Here is an 18,682-nt window from a genome sequence, read left to right on the forward strand (position 1 = left end):
TTGCTACTTACTGATTATTTTACAAAGTCAAGCAATGCCAAGAAGCTTTCAGCTTCAAGTGACGCACCACCAACAAGGGCACCGTCAACGTCTGGGCAAGCCATGTATGAAGCAACGTTTTCAGGTTTAACAGAACCACCGTATTGAACACGAACTTTGTCCGCAACTTCTTGACCGAAGTCAGCAGCTACAACGTCACGAACAACTTTACACATTTTTTGTGCGTCGTCTTGTGAAGCTGATTTACCAGTACCGATAGCCCAGATTGGCTCATAAGCGATAACTGATGCTGCAACTTGTTCAGCAGTCAATCCAGCCAATGCAGCAGATACTTGAGCACCTACAAATTCAGCAGCTTTACCAGCTTCGTAAGTTTCAAGTGACTCACCACAACAGATAATTGGAAGCATACCGTTTGCAAAGATTGCTTTTGCTTTTTTGTTGATATCTTCGTCAGTTTCATGGAAGTAGTCACGGCGTTCTGAGTGACCGATAACAACGTAGTCAGTACCGATTTCTTTCAAAACTTGTGGGCTAGTTTCACCAGTGAAAGCACCTGCATTTTCAAAGTAGCAGTTTTGAGCAGCAACTTTAAGGTTTGAACCTTTAGCAGCAGCAAGAACAGTTGTCAAATCAAGAGCCGGAGCTGCGATACCTGCTTCAACAAGATCTGATGAAGGAAGTTTTGATGCAACTGCTTCAACGAATGCTTTAGCTTCTTCTGGATTTTTGTTCATTTTCCAGTTACCAGCGATAAATGGTTTACGTGACATTTCACATACCTCTTTTTTCAATTTATTTTCTATTTATTTTATCACAATTAAACACAGCTTGCAAATCTTACTCGGATTTCAAGTCTGCTTACATGGATTAGTCCTTCCAGAGATCCATAGCATTTCTGAAATCTGCTGATACCTGTGTCAACTGAGGATTGCTTGCTTCTCTTTCTGCCCGCTTAGCCTCGATTTGAGCCACACTTTTGATACCTTCATGGCGCCAGTTTCTCAAAATCGCCTGAATGTACTTCCAGTTTGCTTTTCCATTCAAAACAGCTTCACGAAGAGCTTCCTTAATCAAGTCAGCACTGGTTCCATCTTCCTTTAGTGTCTTGGTCAAATCTTCAATCTCAAAAGGTGTCAACAAGCGTCCCAACTCCTGTTGGAAGGTTTCTACCAAATCTTTGAGCTGATTTTGAGGTGTCAACTGGTCTGAACTCGAATGAGCGACTCCAAGCAAATCATCCAAACGTTCCAAAGCCAAACTAGCATCAAAAAGCAATTCGATTTCACCATTTAATTCGATAGTACGGTACTGAAGCAGTCCCCTCTCCGTCAGATTAGAGATGGACTGGTTGACATCCGAAATTTCCTTGCCAATCCTTTCAGCAATCTGGCTTGGTGACATTTCTTCTAAGCCTGTCGTATTTTGCAAATAGAAAAATTGCCAGACCAGAAAATCATCGCTGGAAGGAAAGAGTTCCTTAAAATGCAAGAGAAGGGCACTCGGTAAAACCAAGTTCCCTGATTTAAAAGCGTCTAAATATGTCATAATTCCTCTTATAAATACCCATATGCAGATGCATCATCTTCTATTTTTCTCCAGTCAAAAGGCGTCTCCTGATAGACCGCATAGTTCACCCAGTTACTGAAAAAGAGGGCTGCCGATGAAGACCAACAAAGACAAGGGGTCTGATTAACATCATCATCCTTAAAATAATTTTCTGGAATATGAGGAGCTAAACCTGCATCACAATCTCTGAAATACTCTTTTGCCAAGGTATCACGGTCATATTCCAAATGCCCAAAACTATAAATTTCTCGCAAATCACGACTGGCTAAAATCGAAACCCCAACCTGAGGACCTTCTGACAAAATCTCGAGATTGGTCTTATTCAGAATCTCTTCCTTAGAAATCTCCGTGTGCCGAGAATGAGGAGCTACGTAACTATCGTCAAAACCTCTAAAGAGAAGGTGACCCTCTTTTAGGGTGTCCTGAGGATAAATACCTGATAGCTTACTGGCCATCTGGTATTTTTCTACACCATAGCGCAGATAAAGCCCAGCCTGAGCCCCCCAACAGATATGAAGTGTCGAATAGACATGGGTCTTGGACCACTCAAGCACCTGACTGAATTCCTCCCAATAGTCCACTTCCTCAAATGGTAAATGCTCAACTGGGGCCCCCGTAATAATCATCCCATCAAAATACTCATCCTTGACTTCTGGGAAGGTTTTATAAAAGGTCTCCATGTGTTCTGAACGAGTTGTTTTAGAACGATGGCTCTCCATATAGAGAAAATCAATATCCAGTTGTAGAGGTGTATTGGCCAAATGACGTAACAACTGGGTTTCTGTGACCATTTTCTGTGGCATGAGATTTAAAATTAAAATCTTCAAGGGACGGATATCTTGGTGGGCCGCACGCTGATCATCCATGACAAAGATATTCTCTGTCCGTAAAATCTCAACAGCTGGCAATTTTTTATCAATTCGAATCGGCATAACCCTCTCCTAACTGTATTCTTTCAGGAATCATTGCATATGTTTGAAACTCTTCGAAAATCTCTTCAAACTGCGTCAACGTTGCCTTGCCGTATGTGTAGGATACTGACTACGTCAGTTCCATCTACAACCTCAAAACAGTGTTTTGAGCAACCTGCGGCTAGTTTCCTGGTTTGCTCTTTGATTTTCATTGAGTATGAAACCAAATCTCAAACACCTAGTCCTTTTATTATACTGCAAGAAGATATAGTTTTCAATTATAGTTTTTCTCTAACTAGCTATAGTCTATTTTTATATCCTAATGTAGAGAAAACAGCCCTAGGGACTGTTTTTCATTAATAATGCATCAAAACTTTGTAATCGTAGTCACCGATTTTTTCACGACCGTTCAATTCATCCAATTCAACAAGGAAGGCACAACCTGCTACAACACCACCAAGTTTTTCAATCATCTCGATAGTTGCCTTAACAGTTCCACCTGTCGCCAAGAGGTCATCTACGATCAGAACACGTTGACCTGGCTTGATGGCATCCGCATGCATAGTCAAGGTATCAACACCGTACTCTTTTTCATAGTCAGCAGAAATGACTTCGCGTGGCAATTTACCTGGCTTACGAACAGGCGCGAAACCAATTCCCAACTCAAAGGCAACTGGACAGCCCACGATAAAACCACGAGCTTCAGGACCTACAATCATGTCGATCTTCTTGTCAGTAGCATACTGAACGATTTCACGAACAGCGTAGCTATAAGCATTTCCATCAGCCATCAAAGGGCTGATATCACGGAAAGTAATACCTTCCTTCGGATAATTTTCAATTGTTGCAATATAATCTTTTAAATTCATATTTTTCTTTCTTTCAAAGTTTTTACTCTCTATTATAGCATATTTTTTAAGAAAGAAAAAAGGAAAAGTTAACTTCAATGATTATCTAACGATTTGACGATTTATGACTAGCCATAGCAATAAAACCCAAGTTCTGTTTATTCTTAGCAAACATTTTATACATCGTTAAAAACTGCTTTCTATTCTCCTTTTTACAAGCATTTACACAAATTTTCAAAGTTCCTAGCCAACCTTCGTCATAAATCATACCTGATAATTTCATTAATGTCATTTCACCAGTCAATACTTTCACATCACGATAACCTGATTCTATCATCACCTGTTCCCAACCATCTTGAGTTAAAGGACCTACATTTACATGAATTGCTTGTGATAATTCCTGTCTGACAGACTCTTTAGCTTCCTTAAGAAGCACATCATGTGTCAAGAGAAGACCTTCAGGTTTTAAAACCCTTAGATATTCCATTACACATTTTTTCTTAGCTTGATCGGCTTGCATAGTCAGCATAGCTTCATTTATAACAATATCAAAACTAGCATCTTCATAAGGAAGTTTCATTGCATTTGCTCTTTCAAAACTGATTAAATGAGCAACACCTGCCGTTTCAGCAGATTTTTTAGCCACTTCTAAAGCTTGAGCATCCATATCAACAGCAGTTATCTTACAACCAAAACGCTGTGCCAACTCAATTGCTGTAGTTCCCCTATTACACGCAACCTCTAGTATTCTCTTTTCTTTTGAAAATCCTCCTTCCGCAATTAACCAATCTGTAGCACGTTTTCCACCTGGGCGTAAGCGTTTTTTCCCCAGTTTTGCTAAAAACTTATGACCTGCTTCTGACATTTGAACACCTCTGTTTTTTCTTCATTATAACATAAAATGATATTATCTGACAATTCTAATCTATTATTTGATAAACTAGAATCAAAAGCATACAAACCACCATGACTATAGCATAAATTTATTATTACCTCTCTAGTTCGAATTCAACTCCTCCCATCATTTACACATTCAGGTTACGACTATTTTTGTACTTTGGAATTGCTCTCATCTTCATCCGCTCTACGAATCTCCACCTTCCTGTTCGTAGAGCCACGATTTCGCTATCCCTTCCTATCCCCGCTACCTAACGATAGTTAGGCTTGGGAATCGCTATTGAGTTCACCGGTAGCAGATGCCCACCGAGGACTTACACCTCAGATATACGACATGCCCGTCGTACGCCAAAAAAACGAGCACTTTCGTACTCGTCCTCTTTTATAAACTACTGATTAAAGTGAGTTTACGTCAACTTTGATACCAACACCTTGAGTAGTTGTGATAGTCAAGTTTGTTACGTAAGTTCCTTTAGCTGTAGCTGGTTTTGCTTTTTGGATTGTTTCGTTGAAAGCTTTGAAGTTTTCAACCAATTTTTCAGCTTCAAATGATACTTTACCGATGATAGCTTGAACGTTACCTGCACGGTCTGCACGGTAAGTGATTTTACCACCTTTAGACTCTTCAACTGCTTTAGCAACATCCATAGTTACAGTACCAGTTTTAGGGTTTGGCATCAAGTTACGTGGTCCAAGAACACGTCCAAGACGTCCAACAAGAGCCATCATGTCAGGTGTAGCGATAACTACGTCGAAGTCCAACCAACCATCGTTGATTTTAGCAACAAGGTCATCTTCACCAACAAAGTCTGCACCAGCAGCTTTTGCTTCTTCAGCTTTTGCACCACGTGCGAAAACAAGAACGCGTGAAGTTTTACCAGTACCGTTTGGCAATACCATTGCTCCACGGATTTGTTGGTCAGCTTTTTTAACGTCGATGTTCAAGTTGTAAGCAACTTCTACAGTTGCGTCAAATTTTGCAAAGTTAGTTTCTTTTGCAAGTGCTACAGCTTCTTCTACGCTGTATGCTTTTGTGCTGTCGATTTTCTCAAGAGCAGCACGAAGTTGTTTGCTTTTTTTAGCCATTTTCTATTCTCCTTGTAAGTGGTTCAATCGATTTTCATCTCCCACGTCACTTCTCGAAATGATGAAGTCTTGCGGGTTATATTGGGGGTGTTATTGATTAGTCAACAACAGTGAATCCCATAGAACGAGCAGTACCTTCGATCATACGCATTGCAGACTCTACGTTTGCTGCGTTCAAATCTGGCATCTTAGTTTCTGCAATTTCTTGTACTTGTGCACGAGTAACTGTAGCAACTTTAGTTTTGTTAGGTGTACCTGATCCTTTTTCAACACCTGCAGCTTTTTTCAAAAGAACAGCAGCTGGTGGTGTTTTAGTGATGAAAGTAAATGATTTATCTTCGTAAACTGAGATAACAACTGGAATGATCATACCAGCTTGGTCAGCTGTACGAGCGTTGAACTCTTTTGTGAATCCCATGATGTTGATACCAGCTTGACCAAGAGCAGGTCCAACCGGTGGAGCTGGTGTAGCTTTACCAGCAGGGATTTGCAATTTTACAAGTTTTTCGACTTTTTTAGCCATTTTTAAATCCTCCTTTGTGGTTTTGGCGGTAATTAGAGATTTTTACCTCCCACAAGTATGCTTTACACATACTCATCTATTATACACTATTTATCTGGAATTGCAAGAGAAAAGTTTATTTTTTAATCGACGTAATCTCCGCCTTCAAAGCCGTAATACTCTTCCAAACTGAGACCACTCTCAGCAATTTCTTTTGCTTCTTTTCCGACATAACGAAGGTGCCATTCTTCAGCCATATAGCCTGTTTCTTTTTCTTTACCTTTGAGATAACGGACAACAAAGCCATAATCAGCCGCATGGTCCAAGAGCCATTGAGCCGCTTTTTCTTCTGTTACTAAATCACCATCAGTCCCAATAACATCAAAGGCCAAGCCTGTCTGGTGTTCACTATAACCAGGTCGGGCAGAGTAACGGTCAGCTGCTGCCTTCCCATCTTGGTTGACATAATCTTGATAGAGTTTGGTCTGAGTTTCATAACTTCTAAAGCCACTGTAATGATCGCTGATTGGGAAACCTGCCTCTTGCATAGCTTTGATGAGCTTGACCAACTCAGCCTTGGCTGTTGGATTTTCCCCTGGATTGTAGTCTTTCGACAATGGATAGTGTTTATTGGCTACGATGATTTCATCGTATTTCCCTTGGATGCTGTAATAGTCTCCTTTGTTAACCACTTCTGCTTTCTTCTGGGCAGTTCCTTGAGACTTACTTCCGACTGTTCCATCAGCTTTTGCTGTCTGTTCTGTCTTAGCTTCTCCAGCTTCATTTTTTGCTTTTTCTTGTGAACAAGCTGCTAGACTCAAGGCTAGCAAAGCTGTCAAGACAAGGTATCTTTTTTTCATTTCTACTCCTTTATTTCTAATAGTTTATCTACTTCTGACGATAAACATTCGACTAATCTTTTAATCTCTTCCGGTTTTACTTGGCAAGTTTCTGCTGTCATTTCTTCAAAGGGAACCCACCAAACTGGCCCACGACCTTTAAGACCGTGGCCATTCATATCACCTGTCCGTCGTGGAAACAGATGCCAATGAAGATGGGCATCGCCATTTCCTAGCAGTTCGATATTCATTTTCTCAGCAGCAAATGCCTTGGCAACTGCCTCTTGGACTAGACTCATTTCTTCGAGAAAACGGAGTCTTGTTTCCTTTTTCAAATGGTGCAATTCGGTAACGTGTTCCTTAGCTAGAAAAAGACTATATCCTGCAAAATACTGGTGGTCTCCAATCACAAGATAGCCTGTTTCCAACTCTTTGACAAAGTAAGGATTTTCTTCCTTCTTGATGAGGTCAATTCTCTGGCAAATCAGGCACATATTAGTCTACCAACCCACTCTTAAGATAAGCATCAACCATACGCTCTGTTGCGACCACCGAGTCAATATGAGTACGCTCATAAGAATGACTAGACTCGATACCCGCACCAAGGAGGGCGTGTTTGACCTCTGCCCCTGCGGACATGGCCGCTGAAGCGTCCGAACCATAAAATGGATAGATATCCAGCTTGAATGGAATATCTTGGTTTTTAGCCAAGGTCACCAAATGTTGACGGAAGTCATAGTGATAAGGACCTGAAGCATCCTTGACACAGATGGACACTGTATACTCATCTGTTTGCTGATCATCCCCCATAGCTCCCATATCCACAGCCAGATATTCGACTACTTGAGCAGGAATATTAGAATTAGCACCATGCCCCACTTCTTCAAAAACTGAAAAGGCAAAATGGGTTGTTACTGGCAACTCAATCTTCTCTTCCATATAAATACGAAGCAGGTTAAGCAAAATCGCTGCGCTGACCTTGTCATCCAAATGACGAGACTTGATAAAACCTGTCTCTGTCACGACAGTTCGTGGATCAAAACTGATAAAATCACCGACCTCAATCCCAAGAGCACGAGTTTCTTTTTCACTAGTTACTTTGGCGTCCAAACGCACTTCCATATTGTCTTGCGTGCGTTCTGCAGTTCCTGCATCCTTATAAACATGGCAAGAAGTTTGGTGGATAAGGATGGTTCCTGATACTTTTTCACCTGTACTAGCCACATAAACGGTACAGTTTTCTCCTTCAATCATGTTCCAAGGGAAACCACCGATACGATCCAATTTGAGACGGCCGTCTGGTTTGACAGCACGGACAATAGCACCAAGCGTATCTACATGGGCAGTCACATAGCGTTGTTGCTCATCATTTTGACCTTTAATAGTTACATTGACACCGCCCTTGGCTGTGCGAACCGGTTGGTAACCAAAACCTTCTAGAGTCTTGACTAAATAGTCCGAAATCTCCCGAGTGAAGCCCGTTGGCGACGCAATGGCTGTCAGTTCTTTGATATATTCTACTGTTTGATTCATTTCTTCACCTCTTTTGCTACCTATTATAACACATTTATCATCGGATAAAAAAAGAAAATCACTCCTGTATACTTGGCTACAAAAGTGATTTTAATGATTATTCCATTTCAAAAACATCGCTTTCTTGCTTGTTTGGTAGAACCAATGAGAGCAAGATTCCGACAATGGCTGGCACCAACCATGGGAGAGATGCCTTGGCAAAAGGAAGAGCGTTTACAAGATTTGCAAGAAACTCAACCTTAAACGAGCTTCCTAGTACGCTTGCAATGGCAATAGCTGTAACAACAGCAATTGTCAACTGCATACCTGGTTTTGAAAGAGCCACAAATTTGTTGACAATGACAATCATAACGATGGCAATGGTGATTGGGTACAAGATAACCAGTACTGGAATTGAGTACTTGATAATCGCATCAAGACCTAAATTGGCAATGGCAAATCCAATCAAAGTAAAGGCTGTCGCATAAACCTTGTAGCTGATTTGTGGGAAGCGTTCATTAAAGAACTCAGCTGTTGACACAATCAAACCAACAGTTGTTGTGAAGCAGGTTACGGTAACCATAGCTGCAAGGAAGAGTTGAGCTGTTGAGCCAAAGATTTCTTGAGTAGCTTGTGACAAAATGTAAACACCTGGTGTTCCACCCTTCATCGCTTCAGCTGGTACCGGGAAATGATTTCCAAGGAAACCTAAACCGATATAAAGAGCACTGAAGGCAAGGGCAACAACGATACCAACCACCCAAATAGTTGAAATGTATTCTTTCTTACTTGAAAATCCAAGTTGTTTCAATGTTTGAACTGCGATTACACTGAAGGCAACTGAGGCAAGGGCGTCCAAGGTATTATAACCTTCTAGGAAACCTGTACCAAAGGCAGAAGCTTGATAAGCAGCTGAAGCAGCTTGAGGACTTGTTCCACCGTATTTGAAAGCTCCCAGAACAACCAAGATAACGATCAAAATCGCAAATACTGGCGTTAAAATGCGTCCAATGCGGTCCAAGATTTTTGATGGATTAAGCGAAATCAAATAGGCTGCTGCAAAATACAGAACTGTAAAGACAATCAAACCAAGACCTTTATTTGCATCCGACAAAAGAGGGCTAATCCCTACTTCGTAAGCTGTTGTAGCTGTACGTGGGATGGCAAAGAATGGGCCAATTGACAAGTAAAGAACTGAGAGGTAAAGAGTCGCAAACCAAGGCGCTATCTTTGTTGAAATCTCGTAGATATATCCTTTAGGATTTAACGTTCCAATAATAAGAGTCAAGACGGCGATACCAACGCCTGAAAAGACAAAACCTGCGATGGCAGGAAGAAAATGTTCTCCAGATAGAGCACCTAGAGAAGGCGGAAAAATCAAGTTCCCCGCACCAAAAAATATTCCAAACAGGAGTAAACCTGTTAAGGCACCTTTTTTAGCCATGAAAATCTCCTTCATATTTATAAAATACTGACCTAGTATATCATGAATAGGAGTATGAAAAAAGCTTCACGAAGTAAATATTGAATGTTTTCAAGATTCTTAAAAATAAGAATTGTCTAAAAATAAATTTCTCCTACCCAGTCCACGCCAAGTAGGAGAAAATTCTAATGTTTATACTCTTCGAAAATCAAATTCAAACCACGTCAGCTTCACCTTGCCGTACTCAAGTACAGCCTGCGGCTAGCTTCCTAGTTTGCTCTTTGATTTTCATTGAGTATTAAAGTTCTTCAAAAGCCGTCATGCCACCTTGTACATTGATAACCTCATAACCTTGTTCAGCTAGAAATTGACAAGCGCGCGCCGATCTCATTCCAGATTTACAAATAACATAATGTAACTGGTCCTTGTCCAACTGATCAAAGGTATCAGCCAATTGACTAAGCGGTAGGTTATGGGCGCCTTCTAAATGAAGAGCTTCAAACTCATCCACTTCTCTCACGTCCACTAAAGAAAGTTGGTCATTTTGGTAAAGCTGGTAAAATGCGTCAAAGGTTATTTCTTTCATTCTTTTTCTCCTAATACTCTTCGAAAATCTCTTCAAACCACGTCAGCGTCGCCTTACCGTAGGTATGGTTACTGACTTCGTCAGTTCTATCCACAACCTCAAAGCCGTACTTTGAGCAGCCTGCGGCTAGCTTCCTAGTTTGCTCTTTGATTTTCATTGACTATAAAATAGTTTTAATTCTTTTTTTCAAATCTGGCACCACTTCTGACTCAAACCAAGGATTTTTGGCCATCCAGATTTGATTGCGCGGTGAGGGGTGTACCAGTGGAAAATAGGTTGGCAAGTAGTTCTGGTAATGTTTTACCCTCTCTGTTACCTTGCCACTGACTTTCTCCTGTAAATAGTAGGCCTGGGCATATTGCCCAATCAAGAGGGTCAATTGAATATCTGGTAATTCTTTCAAGAGCTGCGGATGCCATTTTTCTGCAAAGCCAGTTCTCGGTGGCAGATCACCTGACTTTCCATGCCCTGGAAAGTAGAAATCCATAGGCAAAACAGCAAAATATCCTGAATTGTAAAAGGTATCTTCATCCACACCTAGCCAGTCCCGCAAGCGGTCACCACTCTTATCTTTCCAATAAAGTCCTGCCTCCTGCGTTTTAAGACCAGGCGCTTGACCGATGATATTGATGCGAGCAGTCTTTGGCGCTGCAAAGAGAGGCTCAATGCCACGCTCTGTATAACTGGCATTCTGTGGATCTGACATAATAGCCTGCTTGATTCTTTCAATTTGAGACATCTACTTTCCCTCCAAAAAGAAGTCTAAGCATACAATCTCAGACTTCTATCGTTTTATTTGATCAATTCGTAAATAGCTTCGGCATAGATTGCTGCTGCTCGGAAGAGATCATCCAAGGCGATAAATTCATTGGCTTGGTGCATGGTGTCAATCGAGTCTGGGAACATGGCACCGTAGGCAACCCCACGCTCCAGCAAACGACCAAAGGTACCACCACCAATGACTTGTTCATGACCTTTAAGGCCTGTTTGTTTTTCATAAACATTCAACAAGGTTTGCACAAGTGGATCTTCCATTGGCACATAGTGAGGGGTATGACCGTGCTCAGAAAGGCTAACAGAAGCAACTGGCAAGTTTTCAAGAATTGACTTGATTTGTTCTGGACTTGTTCCTTTTGGATAGCGGATGTTAAGGGCAATGGTATTATCAGCGCTTGTTTCATCAAAGCGGAAGACGCCTGCATTCATAGAAAGGGCACCCATCTTTTCATCCACATGAGCAATCTTAAGATTTTCACCCTCATGGTCGTTCAAGAGAATCTTACCAGCGATGTCAAGGTAGTCTTTGGCTGGACCAGCAAAGTCAAACTGGCTGAGGAAGAGGGCTAGGTAAGTCGCTCCATTGACACCTGAAGCAGGCATAGCACCGTGTGCTGATTTACCAATGATCGTCACCTTGTATTGACCGTTTTCTTCTTGGAGTTCTCCTCTAAGTTTGTGTTCTACAACAAAGGCATCTAGTTTAGCTTGCAAGTCAGCCAAACCACCTGAAACGACAGCTGTTGCTGATTCTGGTACCATGTTTTCACGCAAACCACCTGTGAAGCTGTGAAGACGGGCAACACCTGCATTTTCACCTGCAAAGTGAAGGTATTCCGTGATATTTCCTTTTTCACCATTGATGATAGGGAATTCAGCGTCTGGAGAGAAACCAAAGTCTGGCTTGGCAAGTCCTACGTGCTCAAAGTAGTAGTCCATATCTGCCCAACCTGATTCTTCATCTGTTCCAACGATGAAACGAACTTTCTTAGAAGTTGGAAGGCCCAATTCTTTGATGATTTTCAAGCCATAGTAACAAGCTGTTGTAGGTCCCTTATCATCAGAAGCCCCACGCGCATAAAGGCGACCGTCTTTGATAGTTGGTGTGTAAGGGTCTGTGTCCCAACCGCTACCAGCCGGCACCACGTCCATGTGGGCAAAGATTCCGAGAACTTCTTCTCCATCACCAAACTCGAAGTGTCCTGCATAATTGTCGACATTCTTAGTTGGATAGCCATCACGGTCTGCGATTTCAAGGAATTTTTCCAAGGCTTTGACAGGCCCAGGCCCAAATGGATGCTCAGCATCAACCTTGCTATCATCACGTTCTGAGTTGATTTCCAAAAGGCTAAACAAGTCAGCCAAGAGGTCTTCTTTGCGTTTTTCTACTTCTGCTGTAAAATCAATTGCTGTCATTTTTTTCTTCTTTCTATCTTTTCTCGATGATTTCATCCACTGGCAAGCGGTAGCTTGGTTCCAATTTTTCGTCTGTGTAACCCACTGTAATCAAGAGTTCTGGGCGGAAGCGGTCTTCGATATCCAAAACTTCGTTGACTTTTGATTTGTCAAATCCAAGAATCATATTTGATCCAATTCCTTGGTCTGTAAGAGCGAGAATCAAGTTCATGGCAACTAAACCTGCATTGAGTGCTAGGTAGTCGCTGACTTGTTGTTCATTGTAGCGGGCAAATTCAGCTGGCAAATTTTTCATGAAGTATTGAAGTTGTTCTTCTGAGAAATTGTTAGCACCACCAACTCGGGCAATCTTACGAGCACGTTTAGCCAAATCTGTGTCTGTAAACAAGGCAATGGTCACTGGCGCTGATGATACCTGTTCAAAGTTTGAACCGTAAGCCAATTTTGCCAGTTCGGCATTTTTCTCACGTACCACTACAAATTTCCAAGGCTGGCTGTTGTGGGCACTTGGTGCCAAGGTTGCAATTTCGATAGCCGTACGCACATCTTTTGGATCAACAGGCTTGTCAGTGAAATGCTTAGTCGCATGACGTTTTTTATTTAATTCAAGAAATTTCATAATCGATTTCCTTTTCTAATTCTACTGCTTCCATTCTACCATAATTTGAAAGAGCTTGCAGGGATTTTTCATGATTAAGTTTTTTTATCACAACCATAAAAAATATATACTGGTTCATCAGGAAAGTTTCTGATAAACTAGCAGATAACTTTACATTTGAATGGAGATATTATGAAAAAATTTAGCCTATTATTAGCTATCCTACCATTTTTGGTTGCCTGTGGAAATCAAGCTACACCTAAAGAAACTAGTTCTCAAAAGACAATCATCGTTGCTACAGCTGGCGACGTGCCACCATTTGACTACGAAGACAAGGGCAATTTGACAGGTTTCGATATTGAAGTTCTAAAAGCAGTAGATGAAAAACTCAGCGACTACGAGATTCAATTTCAAAGAACTGCCTGGGAAAGTATCTTCCCAGGACTTGATTCTGGTCACTATCAAGCTGCGGCAAATAACTTGAGTTACACAAAAGAGCGTGCTGAAAAATACCTCTACTCACTTCCAATTTCAAACAATCCCCTCGTCCTCGTCAGCAACAAGAAAAATCCTTTAACTTCTCTTGACCAAATCGCTGGCAAAACAACGCAAGAGGATACCGGAACTTCAAACGCTCAATTCATCAATAACTGGAATCAGAAACACACTGATAATCCTGCTACGATTGATTTTTCTGGTGAAGATATCGGCAAACGAATCCTAGACCTTGCTAACGGAGAGTTTGATTTCCTAGTTTTTGACAAGGTGTCCGTTCAAAAGATCATCAAGGACCGTGGCTTAGACCTCTCAGTCGTTGATTTACCTTCTGCCGATAGCCCCAACAACTATATCGTTTTCTCAAGCGACCAAAAAGAGTTTAAAGATAAATTTGATAAAGCACTCAAAGAACTCTATCAAGATGGGACACTTGAAAAACTCAGCAATACCTATCTAGGTGGTTCTTATCTCCCAGATCAATCTCAATTACAGTAAGATATACTAAAAGCGATTGGACCAGCCAATCGTTTTTAGTTTACATTGGTTATTTTAGGAAACTTTTACAAAAAATTAAAATAATCCTTCACATCCTCTACATACCCATGCTTTTCTATTAAGCTTGCTAATAATTCCAGATTGTGCCCCTGATAGTTGTCTTCTCTTCGTAGCTCTTCATACATTTCGATAAAAGGAAGTCCCTTGGACTTGGCCAGTTCTAACTCCGCTTCATAATCATAAGCGACTTTACGAAATAGGATATTTACCAATTCCCCATCTTCAACCTCTATCACGGCATACTGGGCACGGTGATTTTTTAACGCCTCCCAATTAAAATAGGGCATGCCAATCGACCCTGGATTGATGATTTGTTGCCCCTGACTTCCATAACGAAGTAACTGCTTGTGAACATGACCATAGACTGCCACGTCGGTTTCCGCATCTAGCAGTTGGTCAAATTTTTCTGTATCATTCCCAACCAGTAGATCCCCACCATAGTTTTTGTCAGGTAAATTATGAGAGATAGAAAAGCGCAGCCCCTCAACTTCTTTCTTTTCAAGCAAAGGCAAGCTTTGTAACCAGACAATCGTTGCAGGATCCATTCGCTCCATCAAAAACTGGGTCATTCGCATTGACTGGATTTCTTGTGGATGTTCCAAACCATATTCACCATCCAAGGCCTCAAGGACACAATCATCCCAATTGCCTCGAACACTGGCTGTGATAGGAAGGCCCTTCAACAGAGCGACCAAGTCATTTGCGCCTGGACCAGGAAGAAAAATATCTCCCAGAAGCCAGTATTCACTGACTCCTTGATTTTTAGCATCTGCAATCACTGCTTCTAAGGCTGTCGCATTGCCATGAATATCTGATAAAATTGCGATTTTATGATTCATTGTGTTCTCCTTCTGTTTGGTAATCTACTTGTTTTTCCGCCACTTGAGGCAAGGCTTCTGCCTCCTGCGGGTTCAACTTTCTTTGCACAGCTTCTGCGACAAGTCTCGGTACTCCAACTTCGACAATCTCATCCACACTGGCTTCCTTGATTTTGGTCAAAGACTTGAAATGCTTCATGAGATTTTGCTTACGTTTAGGCCCCAGACCGTCAATGCCATCCAGTTGTGATGAAAAAGAATTTTTGGAGCGCAGTTGACGATGGAAGGTGATGGCAAAGCGGTGCACCTCATCTTGGATGCGTTGGAGGAGGAAAAATTCCTGAGAATTGCGAGACAACTCCACCACCTCAAGCGGATCTCCAAAGAGCAATTCATGGGTTTGATGCTTGTCGTTCTTTTGAAGCCCAGCAATTGGAATATCCAAGCCTAGTTCATCTTGAATGACTTGCTTAGCAATATTAACTTGACCTTGTCCCCCATCAATCACAATCAAATCTGGAGGAGTCAAACCGTCACGCTGTACTCGACCATAGCGCCTGCGAATGACCTCTCTCATACTAGCATAGTCGTCCGGCCCAACAACGGTTTTTATCTTATACTTACGATAATCCTTCTTACTCGGTTTGCCATTGACAAAGACCACCATAGCCGAAACAGGGCTAGTTCCCATGATGTTGGAGTTATCGAAGGACTCGATGCGAACTGGGGTCGGGATTTGGAGCAAACGTCCTAGATTTTCAATAGCCCCCTGAGTCTTTTCAACAGATTTCTCTAGCAGGCTGAATTTCTGCTCTAGGCTAACTCGAGCATTCTTTATAGCCAAATTAACCAGCTGCTTTTTCTCTCCACGCTGGGGTTTGAGAATCTTGGTATCCACCAAGACCTTGACAGCTTCTTCATCAATATCCTGCGGAATCAATACTTCATTGGGTACTAGATGAGATTTTTCTTGATAGAATTGTCCTACATAGGTCAAAAAGTCCTCATCAGGATCATTATAATAGGGGAAAAGATTGACATCGCGCTCAATAAGCTTGCCCTGACGAACAAAGAAAACCTGAACACACATCCATCCCTTGTCCACATAGTAGCCAAAGACATCCCGATTTTGGAGATCCTTAGCCATGACCCGTTGCTTGGTTCGAAGCGTTCCAATAGCCTGAATCAGGTCACGGTATTCCGCTGCACGTTCAAATTCCATAGCCTGGGCTGCCGCTGCCATTTTTCCCTTAAGATCATCAATGATTTTGTCATCCTGCCCTTTCAGAAAATCAGAAACCTCCTGAGCCATAGACTTGAAGTAGGCCTCATCCTTCTTACAGATGGTATGGGCCATACATTGACCAATATGGTAGTAAAAACAGACCTTAGACGGTGGATTCGTACACTTTCGAAAAGGAAAAATCCGATCCAGCAATCGCTTGATTTCATTGGCTGCCCCCACATCTGGATAAGGTCCGAAATAAAGACCTCCATCTTTTTTGACCTGACGAGTGATAATCAAGCGAGGATAGCGCTCATTGGTGATTTTGATGAAAGGATAAGACTTATCATCCTTAAGCATGATATTGTATTTAGGCTTATTTTCCTTGATCAGATTAATTTCTAGGAGAAGTGCCTCAATATTAGACTCCGTAACGATAAATTCAAAATCTACAATTTCAGACACCAAGGCCTCTGTTTTGGTATCATGACTTCCACGGAAATAAGACCTCACGCGGTTACGCAGGTTTTTAGCCTTTCCTACATAGATAATGGTGCCGTTTTTATCCTTGTGAATGTAACAACCAGGGCTGGTTGGCAAGAGCTCTAGTTTTGATTTAATCAAGTTATTCATAGTTCCATTATAGCAAAAAAGTAGGGAAAGATAGTCCCCTACTCATTGGTCTCATATAATTTTCGAAGGTTTGCAACATCCTCTTCCTGAATACCATAAAAGGAACCTGCTGGTTGCATGACAGACTTCCCATCTGTATGGTCCAAGCCAATCGCATGACCCAACTCATGTTCTGCCGTATGGACAATACGCTCATAGGAATAGCCATAGTTAGGATTGGACAGATAATAGTGATTCAACCGTACCGTTACAGACAAGAATTGACCCGTTAAGAGGTTGGTCTGACTTTCCGCTTCTCCTGCCACAGGAGTGTTTCCGTTGTTCATCTCCGTAGCCATAATATCTGCCTTACTGGCCTCAGTCACGAGTTCAAAGTTAAAAGCACCAGTTTGATTCCAATTCTGGATTGCTTCTAAATAAGCTTCTTGAAAGCGTGAATCCATCTGGGGATCTAGGTAAATACGAGCAGAAGCCTGTGGCCACCTTCCTTCAGAATGCTGGTGGATATCTGTCTGGTTCAACTTAGGCAGTTGCCCTGTTCTTTCCCATTGGTTTATACTTTGTTGACCAATTTTTACTGACCGTTCTGCTTGCTTTAGCGCTCCTTGAAAATCTCCGTTCAGATACCAGAGAAATCCAAAAGCAAGCGCACATAAGAGCACAACTATCCAAACCAGGCGCCAAAACAAACGCCAAACAAAAGAAAAGAAAGCCCCTATCAAACGAAAAAGCCAGCGCATTTCTCTCCACCTTTCTAGCAAATAAAGACTATTTTACTAAAAGAAGCTGAAAGAAAGCTAAATACTGGCTTTTTCATCTTAACGTCCTACTATTTTTTTGAGTAACTGGATAGCTTTGTATTTTAAAGGCGATGGATGATAACGGAAAGTACCTGCTTTGCGTACAATATAGCCATTAAAATTTTGTTTAAAACGCAAAACACCATCACTACCATCAAAAATCCCTTGAATCCCTAGGAAGTTGTATTGATGGATATTTCGTTGCATTGTCTGCTTCATCGCATGATATTGAAGTAAAAATGGAGCTGAGAACTTCTGGTACTCTGCGTACGACCCCCCAAACAAGTACGTTGCCTCTGTATTTGTGTAGATTATTAAAGCACAAGCTAGAGCAACATTGCCAGACTCACTATCCAAACTAGTTAGAAAATCTTTTTTCTTTTGCAAGGCTTGGTATTGCTGGTGAAATTGTTTCGACTTCTTGTCAAGACTAGCCATCTTCACATTTAAAGCATCTATAGACTGTTGCGGATTGACTTCAGCAATTAGGAAATCCGCCTTATCTCCAAACATATCATACAATTTAATGTAATAATCTAAATTCTTATCCTCAAAACCTTGTCTTTTACCTGTTTCTTCAATAATTTTTTTGAACGTTGGAATTTCTTCCCGTTCTGCATTGCGAATAAGAATATTAAAATCCAAGGCCGACTGAATGTTGCGAATACTATTTTTATTAAAGGATTTTAATAAGGAAGCAGCATCATAATCTTGCAAATCTTTGATGTAATGCCAGCTGACTTCTCCACCTGGATAACCTCTTGTCAATCCATCAAATTGATAACCTAAATCAGTCAAACCTTGAATAATACTTTTTTTCTCAGCATCTATCGGATTACCTTGGCTATCAAAAGTTTGATAAGTTTCATAAGGTTTTACAAGCAACTCTAATACACCATTTTGCTTGGCATATTCTTTTAACTCCGCATAAAAAACTGGAAGAGCATCTTGTTGGGTATAAATCGGCCCCGAATTGAGCTCCATATGCAGACCACCCAGCATGGGCAAGCTATAAACCAGAGCTGCAACTTGAATTTCTTCTGCTTGTTTCAAAGCAAGATAAACAATTCGAGCTCCTCTTTTTTCTAACAAGTCCCCCATCTGGACCGATTGCATAAAGGAACGAGAAGAAACCTGACCAGAATAAGCTTGAAACTCTTCTTTCGTGAGTGTAATTAGTGCCATATAC

21 protein-coding genes are annotated in these 18,682 nt (G+C 41.3%); 1 reads left to right on the top strand and 20 read right to left on the bottom strand.

Annotation, left to right across the window (positions count from 1 at the left end; genetic code table 11):
- Positions 1-14: 14 nt before the first annotated feature.
- From tpiA to HT732_RS04190, 16 genes are all read right to left on the bottom strand, one after another.
- Positions 15-773, bottom strand: coding sequence for a triose-phosphate isomerase (gene tpiA / locus HT732_RS04115; protein ID WP_000087893.1), 759 nt, complete (start codon positions 771-773; stop codon positions 15-17).
- 97 nt (positions 774-870) lie between these two features.
- The gene (locus HT732_RS04120; protein WP_000221596.1) at positions 871-1,548 is read right to left on the bottom strand and encodes a DnaD domain-containing protein; all 678 of its coding nucleotides are present in this window, start codon (positions 1,546-1,548) and stop codon (positions 871-873) included.
- 8 nt (positions 1,549-1,556) lie between these two features.
- A complete protein-coding gene (gene metA / locus HT732_RS04125) occupies positions 1,557-2,501 on the bottom strand; it encodes a homoserine O-succinyltransferase (protein WP_049511918.1) in 945 nt (314 codons plus the stop codon).
- Positions 2,502-2,836: 335 nt separating this feature from the next.
- A complete protein-coding gene (locus HT732_RS04130; protein WP_001049318.1) occupies positions 2,837-3,349 on the bottom strand; it encodes an adenine phosphoribosyltransferase in 513 nt (170 codons plus the stop codon).
- Positions 3,350-3,434: 85 nt separating this feature from the next.
- Positions 3,435-4,193 (bottom strand): class I SAM-dependent methyltransferase, encoded by a 759-nt coding sequence (locus HT732_RS04135; RefSeq protein ID WP_173254052.1) that lies wholly within the window; start codon positions 4,191-4,193, stop codon positions 3,435-3,437.
- Between the two features lie 428 nt (positions 4,194-4,621).
- Positions 4,622-5,311 carry a 50S ribosomal protein L1 gene (gene rplA, locus HT732_RS04140; RefSeq protein WP_001085675.1) on the bottom strand — a complete coding sequence of 230 codons (690 nt, stop codon included), beginning with the start codon at positions 5,309-5,311 and terminating at the stop codon, positions 4,622-4,624.
- Positions 5,312-5,408: 97 nt separating this feature from the next.
- The gene (rplK, locus tag HT732_RS04145; protein WP_001085807.1) at positions 5,409-5,834 is read right to left on the bottom strand and encodes a 50S ribosomal protein L11; all 426 of its coding nucleotides are present in this window, start codon (positions 5,832-5,834) and stop codon (positions 5,409-5,411) included.
- A gap of 122 nt (positions 5,835-5,956) precedes the next feature.
- Positions 5,957-6,673 (bottom strand): LD-carboxypeptidase LdcB/DacB, encoded by a 717-nt coding sequence (ldcB, locus tag HT732_RS04150; RefSeq protein WP_173254054.1) that lies wholly within the window; start codon positions 6,671-6,673, stop codon positions 5,957-5,959.
- Positions 6,674-6,675: 2 nt separating this feature from the next.
- The gene (locus HT732_RS04155; RefSeq protein ID WP_000335588.1) at positions 6,676-7,146 is read right to left on the bottom strand and encodes an HIT family protein; all 471 of its coding nucleotides are present in this window, start codon (positions 7,144-7,146) and stop codon (positions 6,676-6,678) included.
- 1 nt (position 7,147) lies between these two features.
- A complete protein-coding gene (locus tag HT732_RS04160; RefSeq protein WP_173254055.1) occupies positions 7,148-8,185 on the bottom strand; it encodes a M42 family metallopeptidase in 1,038 nt (345 codons plus the stop codon).
- 97 nt (positions 8,186-8,282) lie between these two features.
- Complete coding sequence (gene brnQ / locus HT732_RS04165; protein WP_001074581.1) at positions 8,283-9,608, bottom strand: branched-chain amino acid transport system II carrier protein; 1,326 nt, start codon at positions 9,606-9,608, stop codon at positions 8,283-8,285.
- Positions 9,609-9,885: 277 nt separating this feature from the next.
- Positions 9,886-10,173 (bottom strand): rhodanese-like domain-containing protein, encoded by a 288-nt coding sequence (locus tag HT732_RS04170; protein WP_173254057.1) that lies wholly within the window; start codon positions 10,171-10,173, stop codon positions 9,886-9,888.
- Positions 10,174-10,183: 10 nt separating this feature from the next.
- A complete protein-coding gene (locus HT732_RS10285; RefSeq protein WP_240155830.1) occupies positions 10,184-10,330 on the bottom strand; it encodes a hypothetical protein in 147 nt (48 codons plus the stop codon).
- Between the two features lie 3 nt (positions 10,331-10,333).
- Entirely contained in the window at positions 10,334-10,912 is a 579-nt protein-coding gene (locus HT732_RS04180; protein ID WP_173254058.1) for a uracil-DNA glycosylase family protein, read from the bottom strand.
- Between the two features lie 53 nt (positions 10,913-10,965).
- Positions 10,966-12,366: a dipeptidase PepV gene (gene pepV, locus HT732_RS04185; RefSeq protein WP_173254060.1), complete on the bottom strand. Its 1,401-nt coding sequence runs from the start codon at positions 12,364-12,366 to the stop codon at positions 10,966-10,968.
- 13 nt (positions 12,367-12,379) lie between these two features.
- Positions 12,380-12,985, bottom strand: a complete 606-nt coding sequence (locus tag HT732_RS04190) for a nitroreductase family protein (RefSeq protein WP_000670160.1) — start codon at positions 12,983-12,985, stop codon at positions 12,380-12,382.
- Positions 12,986-13,156: 171 nt separating this feature from the next.
- Between HT732_RS04190 and HT732_RS04195 the strand changes: the two genes are divergently transcribed.
- Positions 13,157-13,957, top strand: coding sequence for an amino acid ABC transporter substrate-binding protein (locus HT732_RS04195; protein ID WP_173254062.1), 801 nt, complete (start codon positions 13,157-13,159; stop codon positions 13,955-13,957).
- Positions 13,958-14,022: 65 nt separating this feature from the next.
- Here the strand turns inward: HT732_RS04195 and HT732_RS04200 are convergent, their stop codons facing one another.
- The 4 genes from HT732_RS04200 to HT732_RS04215 form a co-directional block, all read right to left on the bottom strand.
- Positions 14,023-14,856, bottom strand: coding sequence for a metallophosphoesterase family protein (locus HT732_RS04200; protein WP_138702387.1), 834 nt, complete (start codon positions 14,854-14,856; stop codon positions 14,023-14,025).
- The gene (gene uvrC, locus HT732_RS04205; protein ID WP_173254063.1) at positions 14,846-16,693 is read right to left on the bottom strand and encodes an excinuclease ABC subunit UvrC; all 1,848 of its coding nucleotides are present in this window, start codon (positions 16,691-16,693) and stop codon (positions 14,846-14,848) included. The genes HT732_RS04200 and uvrC overlap by 11 nt, the downstream gene beginning before the upstream one ends.
- Positions 16,694-16,731: 38 nt before the next feature.
- Positions 16,732-17,433 (bottom strand): M57 family metalloprotease, encoded by a 702-nt coding sequence (locus HT732_RS04210; protein ID WP_173254065.1) that lies wholly within the window; start codon positions 17,431-17,433, stop codon positions 16,732-16,734.
- Positions 17,434-17,511: 78 nt separating this feature from the next.
- Positions 17,512-18,678 (bottom strand): aminoacyltransferase, encoded by a 1,167-nt coding sequence (locus HT732_RS04215; RefSeq protein ID WP_173254067.1) that lies wholly within the window; start codon positions 18,676-18,678, stop codon positions 17,512-17,514.
- Positions 18,679-18,682 lie beyond the last annotated feature (4 nt).

This window comes from Streptococcus sp. 5346, from assembly GCF_013277455.1.
Classification (GTDB): domain Bacteria; phylum Bacillota; class Bacilli; order Lactobacillales; family Streptococcaceae; genus Streptococcus.